The 19,117-nt window shown below is 61.9% G+C and carries 20 protein-coding genes and 3 pseudogenes; 10 read left to right on the forward strand and 13 right to left on the reverse strand.

Features of this window, described 5'->3' with window-relative positions:
* Positions 1–34: 34 nt before the first annotated feature.
* Positions 35–1,123: pseudogene (locus QNJ43_RS20785) on the forward strand (serine hydrolase); the annotation flags it as partial.
* A gap of 402 nt (positions 1,124–1,525) precedes the next feature.
* Here QNJ43_RS20785 and QNJ43_RS27560 read toward each other — a convergent pair.
* From QNJ43_RS27560 to QNJ43_RS20800, 3 genes are read right to left on the reverse strand one after another with little or no spacing between them, the layout of a single operon-like run.
* Complete coding sequence (locus tag QNJ43_RS27560) at positions 1,526–2,182, reverse strand: response regulator (RefSeq protein WP_346433080.1); 657 nt, start codon at positions 2,180–2,182, stop codon at positions 1,526–1,528.
* Entirely contained in the window at positions 2,136–2,372 is a 237-nt protein-coding gene (locus QNJ43_RS20795; RefSeq protein ID WP_300472666.1) for a response regulator, read from the reverse strand. The genes QNJ43_RS27560 and QNJ43_RS20795 overlap by 47 nt, the downstream gene beginning before the upstream one ends.
* A gap of 16 nt (positions 2,373–2,388) precedes the next feature.
* On the reverse strand, positions 2,389–4,584 hold the full coding sequence (locus QNJ43_RS20800) for a PAS domain S-box protein (RefSeq protein WP_300472668.1): 2,196 nt from the start codon (positions 4,582–4,584) through the stop codon (positions 2,389–2,391).
* Positions 4,585–4,916: 332 nt separating this feature from the next.
* Here QNJ43_RS20800 and QNJ43_RS20805 point away from each other — a divergent pair, with 332 nt between their 5' ends.
* The 4 genes from QNJ43_RS20805 (at position 4,917) to QNJ43_RS20820 (ending at position 8,085) form a co-directional block, all read left to right on the forward strand.
* On the forward strand, positions 4,917–5,255 hold the full coding sequence (locus tag QNJ43_RS20805) for an Hpt domain-containing protein (RefSeq protein WP_300472671.1): 339 nt from the start codon (positions 4,917–4,919) through the stop codon (positions 5,253–5,255).
* A gap of 258 nt (positions 5,256–5,513) precedes the next feature.
* Entirely contained in the window at positions 5,514–6,278 is a 765-nt protein-coding gene (locus tag QNJ43_RS20810; protein WP_300472673.1) for a hypothetical protein, read from the forward strand.
* 80 nt (positions 6,279–6,358) lie between these two features.
* Positions 6,359–7,810, forward strand: a complete 1,452-nt coding sequence (locus QNJ43_RS20815) for a PAS domain S-box protein (RefSeq protein ID WP_300472675.1) — start codon at positions 6,359–6,361, stop codon at positions 7,808–7,810.
* A gap of 17 nt (positions 7,811–7,827) precedes the next feature.
* Complete coding sequence (locus tag QNJ43_RS20820; RefSeq protein WP_300472677.1) at positions 7,828–8,085, forward strand: hypothetical protein; 258 nt, start codon at positions 7,828–7,830, stop codon at positions 8,083–8,085.
* A 99-nt stretch (positions 8,086–8,184) separates the two neighbouring features.
* Here the strand turns inward: QNJ43_RS20820 and hydA are convergent.
* From hydA to QNJ43_RS20860, 8 genes and pseudogenes are all read right to left on the reverse strand, one after another.
* Positions 8,185–9,528: pseudogene (gene hydA / locus QNJ43_RS20825) on the reverse strand (dihydropyrimidinase).
* Positions 9,525–9,659, reverse strand: coding sequence for a hypothetical protein (locus QNJ43_RS20830; RefSeq protein WP_300472679.1), 135 nt, complete (start codon positions 9,657–9,659; stop codon positions 9,525–9,527). The pseudogene hydA and the gene QNJ43_RS20830 overlap by 4 nt, the downstream one beginning before the upstream one ends.
* Positions 9,646–11,070, reverse strand: coding sequence for an AMP-binding protein (locus tag QNJ43_RS20835; RefSeq protein WP_300472681.1), 1,425 nt, complete (start codon positions 11,068–11,070; stop codon positions 9,646–9,648). Before QNJ43_RS20835 ends, QNJ43_RS20830 begins: the two co-directional genes overlap by 14 nt.
* A 28-nt stretch (positions 11,071–11,098) precedes the next feature.
* A pseudogene (locus QNJ43_RS20840) lies at positions 11,099–11,519 on the reverse strand (DUF3830 family protein).
* 29 nt (positions 11,520–11,548) lie between these two features.
* The gene (locus QNJ43_RS20845) at positions 11,549–12,823 is read right to left on the reverse strand and encodes a TRAP transporter large permease (protein WP_300472684.1); all 1,275 of its coding nucleotides are present in this window, start codon (positions 12,821–12,823) and stop codon (positions 11,549–11,551) included.
* Entirely contained in the window at positions 12,823–13,341 is a 519-nt protein-coding gene (locus tag QNJ43_RS20850) for a TRAP transporter small permease (RefSeq protein ID WP_300472686.1), read from the reverse strand. Before QNJ43_RS20850 ends, QNJ43_RS20845 begins: the two co-directional genes overlap by 1 nt.
* Positions 13,342–13,429: 88 nt before the next feature.
* Positions 13,430–14,278 carry a TRAP transporter substrate-binding protein gene (locus QNJ43_RS20855; protein WP_300472688.1) on the reverse strand — a complete coding sequence of 283 codons (849 nt, stop codon included), beginning with the start codon at positions 14,276–14,278 and terminating at the stop codon, positions 13,430–13,432.
* Positions 14,279–14,479: 201 nt separating this feature from the next.
* The gene (locus tag QNJ43_RS20860; RefSeq protein WP_300472691.1) at positions 14,480–15,328 is read right to left on the reverse strand and encodes a dihydrodipicolinate synthase family protein; all 849 of its coding nucleotides are present in this window, start codon (positions 15,326–15,328) and stop codon (positions 14,480–14,482) included.
* A 53-nt stretch (positions 15,329–15,381) separates the two neighbouring features.
* On the opposite strand from QNJ43_RS20860, the gene QNJ43_RS20865 reads away from it, so the two are divergent.
* From QNJ43_RS20865 to QNJ43_RS20880, 5 genes are read left to right on the forward strand one after another with little or no spacing between them, the layout of a single operon-like run.
* Positions 15,382–15,942 carry a CoA-transferase gene (locus QNJ43_RS20865; protein WP_300472694.1) on the forward strand — a complete coding sequence of 187 codons (561 nt, stop codon included), beginning with the start codon at positions 15,382–15,384 and terminating at the stop codon, positions 15,940–15,942.
* Positions 15,843–16,673, forward strand: a complete 831-nt coding sequence (locus tag QNJ43_RS20870; RefSeq protein WP_300472697.1) for a hypothetical protein — start codon at positions 15,843–15,845, stop codon at positions 16,671–16,673. The genes QNJ43_RS20865 and QNJ43_RS20870 overlap by 100 nt, the downstream gene beginning before the upstream one ends.
* Entirely contained in the window at positions 16,670–16,873 is a 204-nt protein-coding gene (locus QNJ43_RS27565) for a MaoC/PaaZ C-terminal domain-containing protein (RefSeq protein WP_346433078.1), read from the forward strand. The genes QNJ43_RS20870 and QNJ43_RS27565 overlap by 4 nt, the downstream gene beginning before the upstream one ends.
* Positions 16,873–17,121 (forward strand): hypothetical protein, encoded by a 249-nt coding sequence (locus QNJ43_RS27570; protein ID WP_346433079.1) that lies wholly within the window; start codon positions 16,873–16,875, stop codon positions 17,119–17,121. The genes QNJ43_RS27565 and QNJ43_RS27570 overlap by 1 nt, the downstream gene beginning before the upstream one ends.
* A 40-nt stretch (positions 17,122–17,161) precedes the next feature.
* Positions 17,162–17,839, forward strand: coding sequence for a GntR family transcriptional regulator (locus QNJ43_RS20880; protein WP_300472700.1), 678 nt, complete (start codon positions 17,162–17,164; stop codon positions 17,837–17,839).
* A 257-nt stretch (positions 17,840–18,096) separates the two neighbouring features.
* On the opposite strand, the gene QNJ43_RS20885 is transcribed toward QNJ43_RS20880, so the two are convergent.
* Positions 18,097–18,237 carry a hypothetical protein gene (locus QNJ43_RS20885; protein WP_300472702.1) on the reverse strand — a complete coding sequence of 47 codons (141 nt, stop codon included), beginning with the start codon at positions 18,235–18,237 and terminating at the stop codon, positions 18,097–18,099.
* Between the two features lie 74 nt (positions 18,238–18,311).
* Entirely contained in the window at positions 18,312–19,037 is a 726-nt protein-coding gene (locus tag QNJ43_RS20890; RefSeq protein WP_300472704.1) for a dihydrodipicolinate synthase family protein, read from the reverse strand.
* Positions 19,038–19,117 lie beyond the last annotated feature (80 nt).

Consider the following 19,117-nt stretch of genomic DNA (forward strand, 5'->3'; position numbering starts at 1 on the left):
TCCACGACGGAGGGAATGGAATTCGGTGGCGGGAATGCATTTCGGCAGAGGGAACGGAATTCGGCGGAGGGGCAGGATTTCATGGGGACAGGGCTTCAGCAGAGAGCACAACTGCGCCCCCCTTTGCCCTGCAGCAGCCGCTTTCACGCAGATATCATTGCTGCCAATCGAGTGCTGCCTTGAACTCACCGCACCTCCATCGAATCATAGCTTCGATTCAAACGTAATCGTCAAAATCGGCCCCCGGACGGGCCTCCCGAGATCCCGCTCGCGGCCGTCCGGACTTTTCAAATCTCCGGACCGCGTATTCCCGGATTTCAGCGATGCGATTTGCGACGTCCCGTCTCGGCGCCTGCGCCCGAATGAGGACGACGCGCGCCGTTGCTGTGGGCGAGGCGGGGTCCGTCTCCAACGCATCGAGAGCAAGTCTTCCGTGAGTATACCTCCTGCCCGCCGCGCCCGGTTTTTCGCCCTGATCCTTGCACTCTTCGTCGCTTCGGCCGCCTCGATCATCCCGGCAAGTGCGACGCCTGCCCTCGTCGTCGACGCGGATACCCAGGCGGTTCTTTATGCCGATGACGCGGGGCGCCCCTGGTATCCGACATCCACGACCAAGCTGATGACCGCCTTCGTCACCTTCGAGGCGTTGGCGGCGGGCGAAGTCACGCTCGATACGCCGGTGGTCATGTCACCGAAGGCGATGCATCAGGAATCGCTTCATGCGGGGTTGAGCGTTAGGCGGGCGATGCGGCTTGAAGATGCGTTCTATGCTGCCTTCGCCGCTTCCGCCAACGATGTGGCCATCGCGCTGGCGCAGATGGTGGCGGGCAACGAAAAAGCGTTCGTGGAGCGGATGAACGTGGCCGCGCAAAGGCTCGGGATGAGCGCCAGCCATTTCGCCAACGCCAACGGCCTGTTCGATCCGACCCAGCACGTCTCGGCCCGCGACCTGGCCGTTCTGGCGCTGACGCTCGACGCGCGCTTTCCCCAATACCGGCCGATCTTCCGCACCTCGCGCGTGATCATCGACGGTACGGCCGTGGATTCCTTCAATGTCCTGCTGACCCGGTTTCCCGGAGCGGAGGGCATGAAGACGGGCTTTCTGTGTGCGGCCGGGCGCAACATCGTGGCGCTGGCCGAGCGCAACGGCCACCGCGTGATGACGGTCCTGCTGGGCGCGACGATGGACCACGAATGTGCCGAGCGTGCCGCCAAGTTGCTGACGGAAGCCTTTGCCGGAAAGCTCAAGCCGACGGGCGTCAACCTGAGCGCGCTGCGCACGAGCCCCAGGAGGCGCCGGTCGACATACGCATGCGGCTCTGTGCGCAAGGGTCGAACGACTACGTCCGGCAGCGCGAGGCGCTCTACCCGATGGGGGTCGGCAACCACAGAACCTATCTCCGGTCACCGCAAGCACCGCGCACCCATACGATCCAGACATGAGCGGTACCCGTTCCGGTCGATGCGCCGCTGCCGCGGGCAAAACCTTCCGTACGATAACGGGCCCAGTCACCCGACCGCCCGGTCAGGGCTGGCTGACCTCTTCCACCACGCTCGTCAGGTGCTCACGCACCTGCTCGGCGAGGCTCAGGGGATCGAACGGCTTGGCGATGACGCCGACCGCCCCCAGCGAGAGGAACCGTTCGATCTCATAAGCCTGCGTGCGGGCGGTGATGAAAACGACCGGAGTCTCCTTCGTCGCCTCGATGTCGCGCAGCCGCTCCAGGGTTTCCGGCCCGTCCATTCCCGGCATCATCACGTCGAGCAGGATGATTTCGGGCCTAAAATCGCTCACCTTGGACAGGGCCTCGGCGCCAGAGGCACATACCTCGACTTCCAGGTCGGAATCGAGCCCGAGAGAGAGCGCGGCGACCTCACGAATATCGTCTTCATCATCGACATAGAGAACACACGCCTTGCTTTCCTCTTCATGTTGTCGCCCGCAGCTTTGCGAGGGCGGGGATCGGGTCAGGCGTCGTTGGCGCGCTCCTGTGCGGAGACGGCGAGCGCGGCCGTCGCGGCTTCCGCCGGCAGGGGGGCAAGCTCCTTGAAGGAGGCGTTCTTGGAAATGTAGGTGAAGGCCCCTAGCCTCTCGCCCCAGGACACACCCATTACGGTGTCGCGCGAGGACACCATCACGATCGGAATGTCCTGCGTCTCGGGCGTGTTCTGGAGTTGCCAGAGCAACTGAAACCCGTCACGCCGGGCATGAACACATCAAGCACGATGAGGTCCGGCTGCTCCAGACGCGCCACCTCGAAGGCTCCCCGCCCTTCCGTGCATTTCATCGTCGCGATACCTTCCTTGCCGAGGACGATCTCGATCAAGGTCAGCCAGTCCGGATCGTCATCGACGATCAAAGCCCTTGCCATTTTCCCGCTCCGTTTCCTAACCGTTTCGCTGAAACGCCCGCTGTTCTTGCGCGCCGGCCCTGAGGGACAGGGATCCCGCCAGAGACCCCTGATCCGACTGCGCCTCGTCCCCTTCGAATTCCACGAGGTCGAAATAGAATGTCGAGCCAACCCCGACTTCGGACTCCACCTCGATCTTGCTGCCACGCAGATTCATGATCGCCTGGGAGATCGACAGCCCCAGCCCCGACCCCTGGCCGTTCTTGGCATCCGTGGTGTCGAGCTGGACGAACTTGTCGAACACCTGATCCCTGAGATCCGGGCAGATCCCCACGCCCTGATCGCGCACCGAAATCCGGAAGAAACGCCCGTGGCGCTCGACGAAGACCGCGACCTCCGACTTCCGCTCGCTGAACTTGGCGGCGTTGGAAAGCAGGTTGTTGAGCACCTGCACCAGACGCTTGGGATCGGCTAGTACGGGTGCCTGAGGAAGCTCCGTGCTCAAGGTGAAGGAGATGTCGGTCTTGAGGCCGTAGGACGAGATATCGTCCAGAACGCCCTGGACCAGTTCGACCAGATCGAGACCCTCCAGTTCCAGATCGATACGACCCGCCTGTAGCTTCTCGATGACCATGATGTCGTTGACCAGATCGATCAGGCGCTTGGCATTGTTCTGGGCCATGTCCACGAGCTTGCGGACCCTTTCCGGCACATCGCCCATCTTGCCCAAGCGCACGAGCGCGAGAGAACCGGTCAGCGATGTTAGCGGCGTGCGCAGTTCGTGGCTGACCAGGGCGATGAACTCGCGCTGCATCTGATCGACCTTGCGCCGCTCGGTGATGTCGCGGATCATGCCGACGAAATGCGGCTCGCCGTTGAGCACGATATTGGCGACGAACAACTCGATCGGGAAAATGAGCCCGTCGTTTCGGACCGCCTCCAGTTCGCGCTCCATGCCGATGATCTTGGCCTCGCCGGTCTCCAGGAAGTTGCGTACGTACTGGTCGTGATTGTTCCGGTGCGGCGACGGCATGAGCATGGACACGTTGTTTCCGATCAGCTCGTGCGGGCTGTAGCCGAAAATCTCGAAGGTGGCCGGGTTGGCGGAGTGAACCAAGCCGGACTTGTCGATGACGATGGTGGCGTCGGCGACCGCCTCCACGATGGCGGTGTTCTCGGCCTGCTTGTCGTGCAGATCGCGTTCCGCGGCCCGGCGATGCAGGTTTTCCCGCTCAAGCAATTCGCACGACACGAGCGTTTTCTGCAGCCCCGCCAGCATATCGTTGAAGGCGCCCGCCAGTCTGGAAATCTCCAGGTAGCCGCAGGAATAGACGCGGCGCGACAAATCGGAGGCATCGCGCACATCCGCGACCTCAACGGCGAGGCGCATGATCGGACGGGCCACCAGCACCGCTATGGAGATGAGCACCAGAACCAGAACCGTCAGGTTGGCCAGGGCCGACAGGCCGAGAATGCGATCCAGGCCGCGCAAAGGCTCGTAGAGATTGGCGCTGCGAAACAGGAGAACGATCCCAAGATCGGGATGCTTGGCGGAGACTTCCGTCGCTTCGACCCAGTTCTCCTGGCCGTCCTGCGCGTGCTCGAGCAATACCTCCCCGGTGGTGACGTCGGGCACGATCGGCACCCCGTTCACGGAGATCAGCGAGACATCGGCAAACCGCGTCCGGTTGAGATAGACGGTCAGTTCGGTGATCGGAATGCGGGCGAAAAGCACTCCGGCAAAAAGATCCGCGCGCATGACCGGAACCATCAGGATCACCCGGCGACTGTCGAGATCGATCTGTTTGTGCCCCTTGCTTGCCTGCGAGGGCAAGACGAAAGGTGGGGCTCCTCTCCCCCGCCCATTGGTCAGCAGCATCCGGCCGTCCGTATCGGCAAGCCCGACCAGAACGTCCGGCATCGGTGCCAGCGACAGCGTTGCGAAAAAGGTGCCCGTGCGCCGATGGCGCGACGGCGGACCGGACAAGGCGGCGGAAACCAGGTTGTTGTTCGCGACCGATTCCAGAACCGAGGAGGGCGCATTCAACCGCGTCTCCACATCGTTCAGGGCCATGGAGGCCTCCCGATCGAGCTGCCGCGCGATACCATCCCGGAATACGCTGTTGATCTGCCAATAGGCAGCCACCGCGATCAACGCCATCAGGGCGATCGCAGGAGGAAGCATCCTGAGGAGCACTCCCGGCAGAAAACGCATATGGAAGGGACTTTTCATGGATCTCTTCACATCAGGCAGATAAAAGTCGGCGGCTTGGCAGCACCCTAGGCGCCATACCGCTCGCAACGCGGCTCACAGTCACGTCCTCTACGGCATAATCCGCCGCTGTTCAGTATTTAAGCACCTCATTTCAATATAATTTCAGTATTTCACTTAAATTTATTTCACATTATATGATCTAAAGGTAAATTACAGAAAAAAATTCGAATCCTATTCCATAATACTAATAATTATGCTATTATACTTAATTATTTTTGAGGCTATTATTAATTTTAATTATTTTCTCTTATTCAGATCGGGAGCCCGGCTCTGCCGAGGAAGAGCAAGTCATGACAACGGCCGACCGGTCGACGTGGAATGCGCTCTACGATGGGTTGCGGACCCAGTACCTCCAGACGCTACCGATCAGGTTGGAAGAACTGGAAAGCGCCCTTGAAGAAGTCCGCACGGGCGCCAGGCGGCATGATCTGCGCGAGCGACTGACCCTTCACGCGCACAAGATGGTGGGATCCGACAAGACGTTCGGCTTCGATGAAATCAGCCGTCACGCCCGCCGGCTGGAGGACGCGTTGCTCGACAACGGAAACTCCATCGAAGAGGCGGTCCGCCACGCCGCCGGACTGATTGCCGAATGCCGCAAGGCGGTCGGCCTCCCCTACCTCAGGTAGCACCGCCCTTTCCTTGTCCGCGCGCAACGTCTGCGCGCGGCCGGACAAGAAAAGCAGACAGCCGCGCGCTTTCCAGAGTTCCATACTCTGGTTTATTACATAGATAAATAAAAAATTCTTATATTTTTAATTATTATTCGTTTTACTACGTTTCGCAGAGTTTAATATTTGATATTTATAAGCAGTTCAGATAACTTATACGTATTTTACCCTCTGCACAAAGGACATTCGCATTTTCGCCGAAGAGGGGAATTGGCAATGCCAACGAAAGCCTCGATTACTGGGGCACAGGGAACGCCGCTGGGCGGCTTGATCGGTCGTTCCATGCAGCACAAGATCGTGCTGCCGGTGTGCTGTTGCGTCGCGGTCAGTTCCGTGGTCGTCGGCGCGGTGTCCTACTACCATGTCCGCGCCAGTGCCGTGGAAAAGGCAAAACAGCCCCTGACGGTGAAAGCGCACCTCATGTCGCAGAGGTTGCGCAATGCCTACAGCGACGTCGCCCGCGACCTGAAGATGTTGGCGGAAATGCCCCCCATTCAGGGGATCATCCGCAGCTCCCGCAACGGCGGCGTGGACCCGTTCGACGGATCTACAGAGGAATTATGGCACCGGCGTCTCAACACGATTTTCCAGTCCGCGCTCAGCCAGCGCCCGGACGCATTTCAGATCCGCTATATCGGACTGGAAGACGGCGGGCGTGAACTCATCCGCGTCGACCGCACCCCCTCCGGCACCGAAATCGTCAAGGACGAAGAACTGCAGCGAAAGAGCAACGAACCCTATTTCAAGCTCGGCGCCAACGCGCTTCCGGATCAGGTCGTCTTTTCAGAAGTGACCTACAATCGCGAGTTCGGACGGCGCGACCCTCGGGATATCCCCACCATTCGCGGCATCCTGACGATCTACGATCAGCTCGGCACGCGATTCGGCATGCTGGTGATCAATGTCGATTACGACGCCATGCTGCGAAACGCCTTCGCCCAGATGCGCCCGCGCAAGCACACGTTCATCGTCAACGGCTAGGGCGATTACATGGAGCATCCCGGCGGAATGACGAAGACGCCGTTTCCCCTGGAGATGCACGGAGACTACACGCCCCCCCAGTGGTACGCAGAGCCTATCAAACCCGCAAGATCGAAGAGATCTTCGACCACAACAACGAGGTCAATTTCATCGTCAACAACGACGAGGGATACGGCGGGTTCGACGACCAGGCCAGCGTCGTCATTCAGGTTCCCAAGTCCCGCCCCTACGCCAATGCTAAACACACCGGCACCGAGGTCATGCTGGCCGGCGGGATCGTGATCGTGGTGTTCCTGCTGGGCTCAGTCTTTTTCGCGCGTGCGCTGATGGGACCGTTGAGCCAGACCGCCATCGCCATCGTGGAGAACGTGACCGACGGACTGATCCTGATCGACAGCAACGACAAGATCGAGCGGTTCAATCCCAGTTGCGAACAGATCTTCGGCTACCGCGCCTCCAAGGTCATCGGAAAGCCGACAACGATCCTCATGAGCGCGGGCATGGCGGAGCGCCACAATGGATCGCTGTCACGCTACATACGCGGCGAGGGCTGCGGTTTCGTGGGCAATACCGTCGAGGTGGAAGGGAAAACGAAGGACGGGCGGCTGATCCCGATCGAGCTTTCCGTCAACGCGCTCAATCTCAACGGGCGCATCAAGTTCTCCGGCGTCACGCGCGATATCAGCGAACAGCGGGAGGTGGAGCGCGTGAAGACGGAGTTCGTCTCCACCGTCAGTCATGAATTGCGCACACCGCTAACCTCCATCCGGGGGTTGCTCGGACTGGTGGGCAAGATGATCCCGAACAGGCTGCCCAGTTCGCTCTACCAGATGATCTCGCTAGCGCAGAAGAACACCGACCGGCTCATCGTGCTCGTGAACGACATTCTGGATTTCGAGAAGCTGACGAGCCAGAAGGTTTCCTACGATCTGGAAACCGTCGAGGTGGCCGGAGAAATCGCCCTGGCCGCGGAGCTCATCTCAGGCTATGCGGACCAGTTCTCCGTCACGGTGAAAACCGAGGAACCGGAGACCAGACAGCACGTGTACGTCGATGTCAGCCGTTTCCAGAAAATCATGGCGAACCTGCTGTCGAACGCGGTGAAATTCTCGCCGACCGACGGCACGGTGATCCTGAGACGGAGGAGGCGAACGGGTGCTTACGCATTTCCGTCGAGGATCATAGCCTCGGCATTCCCGTGGAATTCCAGGAGCACATCTTCACCCCGTTCAAGCAGGCCGACAGCACCACGACCCGCAAGATCGGCGGAACAGGGCTCGGCCTGTCGATTACCAAGAAGCTCGTCGAAGGCATGGGCGGGAAAATCGGGTTCAACAGCAAAGAGGGGAAAGGCACGACCTTCTGGTTCACATTGCCCACAGCAGAAGCCCCTCAGACCGGCGGCCCGATCGAGCGCCAGAGCAAGGATACCCGCCTTCTCGGCCTGCACCTTGAAGACGATCAGGATTTCGCAAACGTCCTGGCCGAAACCTTCAAGGACGCCGTCCTGCTGCACCATGCCCCCGATCTGAAGACCGCCAAAGTCGACATGGCGAACAATGATTTCAATATTCTGATCATCGACATCGCACTCAGGGACGGCAACGGGCTGGAACTGCTCGACGAAATTCCGCCGGATTCCATCATGGCGGTGGCGGTTCTCACGGCCATCGACCACAAGTATTCCGATCCGCGCCTCGATCTGTCGATCGTCAAATCACGAGCGACATCGGGTGAAGTGCAAAAGCAGATCCTGCAGGTCCTGAAAGAACGGCCGGAGAGATACCCGGTGGCGGAGCAAAGCTAGGCAGGCTGCGGGGCGACCGTCTCGAGGCCGCCGCTCACCGAAGTGCGAACCGGGCCGCATGCGCGCCCTCAGACGTTGCCCCCTGAAGGCGCATCGCGTTCACAGCTTGGCGCAACCGACATGGGTGCCGAACGGCTTTGCCGGCACCATCTCACCGTCGTTCACGACCGTGCGGCCACGCACCATGGTGCGCACCGGCCAGCCGGTAACCTCGAAGCCCTCATAGGGCGTGTAGTCGACGCCGTGATGCAGGCCGACCTGCGAGATCGTCACCTTCTTTTCCGGATCCCACAGCGCGATATCGGCATCCGAGCCGACCGCGATCGTGCCCTTCTTCGGGTAGAGGCCGTAGAACTTGGCGTGGTTGGTGACGGTCAGCGCCACGAAGCGCTGCAGGTCGATGCGGCCCTTCTTCACGTCCTCAGAGAACAGGATCGGCAGGCGCGTCTCCACACCGAGAATGCCGTTCGAGATCCAGCGGAAGCTCTTCTTGCCCATCGGGTGCTTCTTGCCCTCAACATCGTCGAAGCGGAAGGGGCAATGGTCGGAGGAGAAGACGTCGAAGATGCCCTGCTCGATGCCTTCAGACCTGCTTGGCGCCTTCCGGCAAATCGAAATCCTCGGCGATCAGCACCAGATATTGCGGGCAGGTCTCGCCAAAGACCTTGACGCCGCGCGCCCGGCCGCGGGCGATCTCTTCCATCGCCTGGCGGTTGGAAACGTGCACGATGACAAGCGGCACATCCGCGATCTCGGCCAGCGTGATGGCGCGGTGGGTCGCCTCGCGCTCCACCGGGATGGGACGAGTGGAGGCGTGGAATTTCGGCGCGATGTCGCCCGCCGTCTCCGCCTGATCGCGCAGGAAGTTGATGGCGTCGTCATTCTCCGCATGGATCATGACGCACGCGCGAATGCTTGGCCGCCATCATCGTGTCGAGGATCTCGCGGTCGGTGAGCTTCAGGTTCTCGTAGGTCATGAAGATCTTGAAGGAGGTGTAGCCCTCCTCCGCGAGCGCGGACAGCTCCTGACCGCGCACCTGGGGCGTGGGATCGGAAATGATCAGGTGGAAGCTGACATCGATGTGGCACTGGCCCTCGGCAATGCCATGGTACCATTTGAGCGCATCGCGCAGGCTCTGGCCCTTTTCCTGGTAGCAGAAGGGCATGAACCGTGGTGTTGCCGCCGAAGGCCCCCGAGCGCGTGGTGCTGTCGAAATCATCCGCCATGACCACGCCCTCGCCGGAGGGCTGGGAGATGTGGACGTGGCTGTCGATGCCGCCGGGGATCAACAGCAGGCCGGAGGCGTCGGCGATCTCGTCGTCCCCTTCCAGATGTTCGGCGATGGCGACAACCCTGCCGTCCTTGATCCCCACATCCGCCTTGAAGGTATCGGATGCGGTAACGACTGTGCCGTTCGCGATGATGGTATCGTAGACGCTCATTGGCGGCGCTCCTTCTTGATTCCCGACTGGAGGCTTGAGAAAGGCTTGTGGGTGCGGGCGTATTCCGCCTGAAGCGCGCGCCGCCGAATCTTGCCGAAGCCGTCGCGCGGCAAGGCGTCACTGACGATCACATGCTTGGGGATCTCGGTCCGGGCCAGACCTTCCGCACAGTAGGCACGCAGCGCCGCCTCGTCCACCACCGAGCCCGAACGCGGGGCGACGAGCGCTAGAACACACTGCCCCCCAATCGTCGTCGGGCGCACCGAAGACCACCGCATCGACGATGTCGGGATGGCGCAGAAGCTCGGCTTCCACGTGCTCCGGGTTCACCTTCACGCCGCCGGTGTTGATGATGTCGTCGCGTCGTCCGGAAAGGTAGAGATAGCCCTCCTCGTCGAGGTGCCCCATGTCGACGATGCTGTGAAAACCGTCCTCGTCGCAGCGCGGCTTGGGCGCATCGGGCCCGATATAACGGCTGTGCCCTTCCAGATCGGCCGGGCGCATGTAGATCTCGCCGATCTCGCCGGAGCCAAGCAACCGGCCCTCGGTATCGCGGATGCGGATATCGGTCTCGAAACCACGCCCGACGGAGCCGGGATGGGTGAGCCATTCGCTGCCCGTGATCACGATCTGACCGGTATTCTCGCCAAACCCGTACATCCCGTAGATCCGATCCGGTCCGAGCCTGTCGATCCAGGCCTGTTTCAGCCACGACGGACAGGGGGGGGCGGTGTGATAGAGCGAATGGAGACTGTCGAGCGTTGCGCCGGAGGCATCCAGCCGGTCGAGCATGCGCGTCATCATGGTCGGCACGAGCATGACGAAGCCGACCTCGAACCGGTCGATGGCCTTCAGGGCGCGCTCGGCGTCGAACTTCTCCATCAGGACGAGGGTGTTGCCCTCGAACAATCCGTTATGCGCCCAGGTGAGCGGTGCATTGTGGGAAAGCACGCCGCAGACGAGCTGAACCTGATCGGGACGGAAGCCCAGCGCGGGTGCGATGTTGCCCCAGCTTCGACCCGGCACGCGAACATGCGGCTTGTCGTCAGCCATGAGCTTCGGCAGGTCGGTTGAGCCGCCGGACATGACGATCTTGCCGGGCCTAGAGACCCGGTCCTCCGCCAGCGGGGCATCGCTCTGGCCGGCGGCCAGCGCCTCCAGTTCCGCGCGGCTGATGTCGCCGCGGCCCTTCTTCTCTTGCAGGCGCAGCCTGGCATCGATGCGCGCGACCAGCGGGTCGGCGGTCGCTTCCGGCAGACCGGGATCGAGAACCATCGTGGTCGCGCCCAGGCGCCATACGGCGAGCGCGACCGTCAGATGAACGGGCGTGTTGGCGAGCCCGAGGGAAACCACGTCGCCCTGCCCCACGCCGCGTCCTTCAAGGACGCGGGCGAAGCGATTGGCCGATGCGTCCAGATCCGCCCAGCTTAGCCTTTCCTCGCTGCCATCGCGGGCGAGGAAGTGAACGGCCGTCTCCTCGCCGCGTTCACCGGCCAGCGCGCGCAAGCGGGCGCCGTAGGTGATCGGCAGGTCTGCTGTCATGAACGGAATCCTGTAAGCATCGAGTGGATTACGCGTCGACTCCCTCGAACACGATTTCCTGCGCGCCTTCCCACAGCACCTTGGGGCCGAGATCGGCAAGCTTGTCGAGATTGGAGGTCAACGCGATGAAGTGGTTGCCGGCGAGCTGCCCCATCTTGCAGGCGAAATGCACGCCGCCGTAGCCAAGGAGGATCTCGGTCTCGGAGATACCGCCGGGATAGAGGATGATCTGGCCGGGAGCGGGATAGGAGGTGTGATTTTCGTAGTCCACGCCGAACTTCATGTCGCCGAGCAATCCACACGCCCTCACCCGACCAGCGCACGTGCACCACCTTGGAGACGAAAGACAGGAACTTGCGGAAGGCGGCGACGATTTTGGGAGCCGCCGCCTCTTCGAAGCGGGCGTCGAATTCGATACCGGCGCTCCGGACTATCAGCTTCTTGGTCATTCGCGTCTCGTTTCAGTTTGAACTGGACATCAGTTGATGAGACCCGCCATGCGCGGCAGGAACAGCGACAGATCGGGCACGAATGTCACCAGAAGCAGGATGATGAACAGTCCCGCAAGCGGCACGACCAGTCGCCGCGAGACCTGTATCACGGAACGTCCGGCAACGCTCGAGGAGACGAACAACGACATGCCGTAAGGCGGGGTAATCGTCCCGAGCGCGCAGTTCAAGATGATCAGCAGATCGAAATGCACGCCGTTCACGCCCATGTCGTGCGCGATGGGCGAAATCACCGGGACGATGATCAGAATGGCGGCGATCGTTTCCAGGAACATGCCGAAGAACAGGAACAGCGCATTGGCGATCAGCAGGAAGACCCTCTGGCTGTCGGAGACAGAGCGGATCCAGTCGCCGAGCCGTTCCGGAACGTTGGCGTTGGCGATGAGCCAGGCGAAGACGCTCGCCGTACCGATGATCAGCATCACGGCCGACGAAAGCGAGACGGTGCGAAGGATGAGATCCGGCAGCTTCTTGAGGTCCAGATCGCGATAGACGAAGGCGCCGATCAGGAGGCCGTAGAAGCCGGAGACGGCTACCGCCTCGGTGGGCGTGAAGACACCGCCCAGGATAACGACGGGCATGCCCGCAGCGGGAAGCACGGCCCAACCGGTGCGCAGCAGCCGCTTGATCGTGAAGGGTTCGATTTCACGATACTGCGGGCCGCCGTTGCGAGCATGGAAATAGGCGATCACCATCAGCATGGCGATGCAGATGAGACCGGGGATGACACCGGCCAGGAACAGCGCGCCGATGGAGATGTTGGAGACCACGGTCAGGATGACCATGGTCAGGCTGGGCGGGATGACCTGAGCCATGGAGCCGGCGCCGGCGATCAGGGCCGCACCGAAATCCACGTTATAGCCGCGGGCTCGAAGCTGCGGCTGCATGATCGCGGAAATGGCAGCGGTATCGGCGGAGTCGGAGCCGGAAATGGCGGCGAGACCGGCAGCGGCCACGCAGTAGACGTGCAGCAACGAGCCGACCACCCAGCCGATGATGGCGGAGGCGAAGTCGACGATGCGGCGCGAAATGCCGCCCGCGTCCATGATGACGCCCGCAAACACGAAGAACGGGATCGACATCAGGGTGAAGGAGTTGAGCCCGGCGAAGACGTGCTGGGAGACGATGGCGAGCGGCACGTGGGGGGTGGTGACGAGCGTGATCACCGCGGAGGTGCCGAGCACGAAGACGACCGGAACGCCGAGCGCCAGAAGACCGAGGAATGCGGCTGCGATGACGGTCATCAGATGCCCTCCTCATGCGGTTCGGCGGCGGAGGGATCGGGGAACGGGTTCGCCCAGTGGGTCATGACCTTGACGAAGAGCTCCAGCACGATATAGGCCGCGCCGACCGGCAGGCAGAGATAGATCCAGAACATCGGCACGCCGAGCGCGGGCGAGGACTGGATCTGGCCGATCCGGAGCAGCGGCAGCGCGCCATAGGCGAGAACGCCGAGGAAACAGGCCGTCACCAGCGCGATCGCCACCAGCGCCACACGGCGCATCTGCAGCGGAAGCTGGGAGGGCAGAATATCGATGGCCACATGCTGGCTGCGGGACATGGCGATCCCGGAGCCCAGAAGCACGAGCCAGATCTGGCAAAAGGTGGCAATCTCGGAGGCTTGGGAAATGGAATAGTTGGCGACGTAGCGCCCGAAAACCTGAACCAGAACCGAAACCATCATAGTGACGAAAAGCAGGATAACCACGTCGTAGGCGAAGCGGCGCAACCACAAACAAACCTGCTCGATCAACGCAAACATCGCGTTTTCTTTCCTCTTGCCTTTAATGAAGTGCCGGCCACGAAACAGAGAGAAGCGTTTCGTGGCCGGCAGAACGAACAGACGACCCTTACTTCACCTGTTCAATCAACTCGTAGAGCTTCTTCTGGGCGTCGGTCTTGACGTACTTGTCGATGATCGGCGCGGCAGCAGCGCGGAACGGCTTGTCATCGGGATGCGTGACGGTCGCACCGGCCTTCTCGATGTCGGCCAGACGGGTGTTGTCGCTGTCCCTGTAGAGCTTGCGCTGATAGATGCCAGCTTCGACACCGGCCTCATCGACCGCCTTCTGAACGTCGGCGGGCAGCGCCTGGTAGGCATCTTCGCCCATGATCACCGGAGCGACCAGTTTCAGCCAGCCGATGATCGCCCAGTCCGGCGTGACTTCATAGGACTTCTTGGCATAGTAGTTGGTGTTGGCAACCTCGGCACCGTCGACCACGCCGGTCTCAAGCGCACCGTAAAGCTCGGTGTAGGCGAGCGGCGTCGGGTTGGCGCCGAAAGCCTTGAAGGTGTCAAGATGCGCCTGGTTCTGCATCGTGCGGATCTTCAGGCCCTTGAGGTCGGCCATCGACTTGACCGGCGTCTTGGTCATGATGTGGCGTGTACCGGCGGAGAACAGCGAGACGAGGTGGAAGCCTTTGTCCTTCAGCATCTCCTGGATGGCCTCGATCACCTTCGGATCGCTCATGGCGCGGTCCATCTGGCCGGCATCCTTGAACAGGAACGGCAGAGAGAAGACGGCCAGGTCGGGAACGAAGTTGACCAGGGTTTCGTTGGCGGTCACCGCGATGTCGACGGTGCCGACCTGGGTGCCCTGGATGCTCTCCATCTCGTCGCCGAGCTGGGCGTTATGGAAAACCTTGATGGAGATCTTGCCGCCGCTCTTTTCCTTCAGAAGCTTGCCCATCTTGACCATGCCGCGGCCATAGGGCTCATCGGCATTGGCGTTATGGCCTTGCCTTGAGGACGATCTCCTGGGCGGAGGCCGGGACCGCGTACTGCGCGCCGGCCAGCGCCAGCGACAGCGCGAGTGCGATGGGTCCGAATTTCATGTGCACTACCTTCTCTGCTTCCCTCTGCGAAGGGCGGATTTTTCGAGGGCTTCGCGCCTCCCGCCTCAGGTTTCCGCCAGGATCCCGAGGGTTTTTAATATGTCTTTCAGGGCTGCCCGCTTGTCGTCGGGCAAAGGCAGACGCGGCGGACGCGGGTCGCCCATCGGTTGGCCGACCATCTTCATCGCCGCCTTGGTCGCGGACACGTAGAGATCACCGGCCAGAGTGTTGATGAGGGGCAGCGACCGCAAGTAGGTATTCCGCGCACGTGCCGGGTCGTCGCCGTCCACCGTCTCGTTGAAGAGCTGGGCGGAAAGCGCCGGCGCGATGTTTGCCAGAACCGAACTGTAACCTTCGGCACCCGCCATGTAGCTCTCCCAGGGATAGTAGCCTGCGAAAACGGTCAGACGGTCGCCGCACAGGTCCAGCAGCTCCGTTACACGATGGACATTCTTGGAGGTGTCCTTGATGTAGGAGATGTTGTCGATCTCGGAGAGACGCGCGACCAGCGGCGCCGTGAGATCCACATTGGCGGTGAAGGGGTTGTCGTAGAGCATCATCGGGATGGAGATCGCCTCCGCCACGCGGCGGAAATGGACAAACAGCTCCTCCTCGGTGGGCGAAGAATAGTAGGGCGGAACCAGCATCATGCCATCGGCGCCCAGAGCTTCCGCCTCACGGCTCAGCTCGATCGCCTCGTCGGTCCATTCCGCGGCCGTGCCGATCAGGACCGGCACCCGCTTGTTCGCGCGGATGATCACGGTCTCAGCAACGGCGGCACGGGTGTCACTGAAAGCCTGCTGGAGACTCTGGAGGCGCGTTTCATCGAGGAACGCAAGCCTCAGGGCCTGACGCTCGTGCATGTCACGGGCGTTGGCGCGGTCACTGAAAAGGGACTGTACCGACTGGCGCACGAGGGCTGATCTCTCGCGTTTTCGGTTCCAATTTCGGCCTGCAGCTGCCGCTGATGAAGCTGATCGTGGAGAATCGGGTGGCGGGCTACAACCTGCCCCAGGGCGTGATGCCCCAGATGTTCCGCGCCCACGCCGCCAAACAGCCGGGCGTTCTCACCCATGTGGGTCTCGGCACCTACATGGATCCCGACCAGGACGGCGGGCGCATGAATACGCGGGTCTGCGATGCGTTCGTGGAACGAGTCCATCTGGCGGGCAAGGACTGGCTTTTCTACCGCATGCCGATCCCCGACATCTGCTTCCTGCGCGGCACCTCGGTCGACGAGGACGGCTATATCGCGATGGAGCACGAGGCCGCCACGCGTGAGGACCTCTCCATCGCCCAGGCCGTGCACAATGCGGGCGGCACGGTGATCTGCCAGGTCAAGCGGCAGGTCAAGTCCGGCACGCTGCATCCACAGATGGTCAAGATCCCCGGTTTCCTGGTGGATCACGTGGTCATGCCCCGGACCAGATGCAGACCTACACGATCGATTACGATCCCTCGTGCTGCGGCGAGACGCGGATCCCCATCGCCGCCATCGCCCCCGATCCGCACACCGAAAAGCGCGTGATCGCACGGCGTGCGGTAATGGAGCTTCGGCCGGGCGAAGTCGCCAATCTGGGCGTCGGCGTCTCCACCATGATGCCGAACGTGGCGGTTGAGGAAGGCATCGAGGACATGATGACGCGGACCGTCGAGGCGGGCGTTATCGGCGGCGTTCCGGACTATGCGCGTGAATTCGGCACCGCCTACAACCCGCGTGCCATCATCGACCAGCCTTACCAGTTCGACTTCTACGACGGCGGCGGGCTCGATTGCGCCTTCCTGTCGTTCGCCGAGGTGGACTCGGAGGGCAATGTCAACGTCACCCGCTTCGGCAACCGGTACGACGGTGCGGGCGGGTTCATCGACATCACCCAGAATGCGCGGCGACTGGTCTTCTCCGGCACGCTGACGGGCGGCGGCCTCCGTTGCGGTTTCGAAGACGGCGAGATCCGCATCCAGACGGAAGGCCGGATGCAGAAGTTCGTGCCGAAGATCGGCCAGATCAGCTTCAACGGCCGCATGGCCCGCGACAAGGGGCAGGAGGTCACCTTCGTGACCGAACGCGCCGTGTTCAAGCCGGAGAAGGACGGGCTGGTCCTGAGCGAGATCTCGGCGGGCATGCGCCTTCGCGAGGACGTTCTGGATCAGATGGGCTTTGCGCCCCACATTGCGGACGATCTAAAGGAAATGGACCCGCGGCTCTACCGCCCCGACGTCATGGGAATTGCCGGGGACCTGGAGGGGAAGGCACAATGAGTCAAACGGAAAATCTCTACTACGAAGACGTCGAGGTCGGCCGGACCTTCCGCACCGCCGATCACCGGATCACGGAGGCCGATATCCGTGATTTCGGCCGCGTGACGCGGGACAATCACCCCCTGCATACGGATGCCGAATACGCCAGAAGGCGGGCTTTCCCGGCATCATCGCGCACGGGCTGTTCGGGCTCTCCCTGATGGAGGGGCTGAAGAGCGAGCAGCTCTACGAGGAGACCTCGATCGCCTCGCTGAGGTGGAACAACGAGCGCTTCAAGCACCCCATGCTGGTGGGCGACGTGGTGCATGTGGAGATGGAATTCACCGCCAAGCGCCAGAGAGCCACGCGGCCGGCCGGTATCATCACGGAGGCCGTTCGCCTGGTGAACCAGAACGGAATCACCGTCATCGATTCCGAGCACATCTCCTTGATCCAGTTGCGTGAATAGCGGATAGAACGGATATCCGCATATGCGCACCCGGAAACCCATGACAGATATCGCCAACGGATCCGAACCGCAGGAACTGACAGTCAACTCCGTGGACCAGGTCTCGCGGGAGATCCGTGAGGCGATTCTGACGGGCACCTTTGCCCCTGGCGAACGGTTGAAAGCGGGCGAGCTTGCCGCCCGCTTCGGCTGCAGCCCCATGCCCTTGCGCGAAGCCTTGCGCAAGCTTGAGGGCGAGGGACTGGTAGAGATCGAGCTCAACAAGGACGCCACCGTGCGCCGGCTCGATCGCGAATACGTCTCCGACCTTTTCGAACTGAATACCGAACTGCGCGTCTTTGCCATCCGGCGCGGCATGCGGCAGATGACACTCGCCCGGATCCACACGCTGGAAGACCTGGCCGACCGCTACCGCGATGCGGTGGAGGCCGACGACTTCGACCGGGCGCTCAGCCTGAACCGCAAGTTCAACACGCAACTGGTGGAATTCGGCGGCAACCGGGAGATCCTGCGCATCTTCCAGCGCGGCTGGGAAATGATCAGCGCCTTCCGCCGTTCTTTTGGCTACGGCGAAGGGCGTCGGGTGGGCCTCGGCGACGAGGTGCATCTGCTGGTGGAAGTGCTGCGTCGGCAGGATCTGGAACAGGCCGAGGCGCTGCTACGCATGCAGAACGCGGCGGTGATGGAAGATCTGATGATGCAGATCAACCTGCCCTGAGGGGCGTCGCGTTCGTCCGTATCCCCGTGAAATCTCATCCCCTCAACGCACCCTCTCCGTCATCACCCGGCGCAGTCCGGACAATCCAGCGGCAAGCCACAGGTGCGGATGAAGCCATGGATCACTCGGACTTCGCCGGGTGATGACGATGGAGAGTGCGGGGCCGGGTAGTGGATGCGATATGTCTCGCTCTCCCATGAGGAGAGCTGATTGCCCCCCCCCCCCCGCCGGGGCCGTAGCCCGGGCGAGAAACCTCGTTATTTCAGCAGGTCGGCGCCCTTCAGCGCTTCGCGCAGGGTCGCCACGATCTCGTCGGACTGCGGCAGCAGCGGCAGGCGCTGGGTGGCGTTCTTGATAATCCCCATCATCTCCAGACCGTTCTTCATGCGGGTGTGCATGTCGATGACCGGGACCGGGCCTTAGATGGCGCGCACAATCGGAGGCAGGCGGTCGGAGGCCTCGCGCATGGCCTTCAGGTCCATCGTCTCAGACGCCTTCCACAGATCGGCGAGAAGGCCCGGGGTGAGGCTTGCCAGCCCGGACAGAATGCCGTCACCGCCGACGGCCAGCTGCGGCAGGAACCAGTTGAAGTTTTCGAGGGCAGAATGGCGCAATAGGGGGCCACAGCCTTCACCGCCCGCCAGTTCTCCTCGTAGGCCAGCATGGTGGCGCTGGCGCTGCCTTCCTTGATGGCGATGATCTCGGGGATCTGCGCCAGTTCCGCCAGAACCTTGGTGGAGAAACCAAAATCGGAAGCGATCGGGAGCTGGAAGACCGACATCGGCATCTTCAACGTATCGGCGAGCTTCTCCATAAACTTGACCGGTGCGACCGTATTCACATTGCCGCCGCCCAGCGCTTCGGCCGGGAAGATGACGGCCACGTCGGCGCCTGCCTCGCGGGCCGCTTCGGCCTGGCGCACAGCATCGGGGAAACCGGTCGGCACGATACCCGCCAGAAGCGGCTGATCCTTGGAAATCTGCGCCTTCGTGCGGCGGATCACGTCGAAGCGTTCCTCGTCGGTGAGCGCGGTCGCATCACCGGCATGGCCGTTCACGAAAACGCAGTCGGTCGTCTCGGGATTGGCGCAATAGTCGAGGGTGGCCTCATAACCGGCCCAATCGATAGCCCCGGTCTCATCGAAGGGCAGGATAGTCGCGACAGTAATGCCGCGCAGGTCTTTTCCAGTCATGCTCATGGAGCTGTTTCTTTCTTGTGACGTCATTCTTGATGGGGACAGGAACGGCGAATTCGCCGGGTGATCGTCCCCCACTCAGC

The sequence above is a fragment of the Breoghania sp. genome (assembly GCF_030066895.1).
GTDB lineage: Bacteria > Pseudomonadota > Alphaproteobacteria > Rhizobiales > Stappiaceae > Breoghania.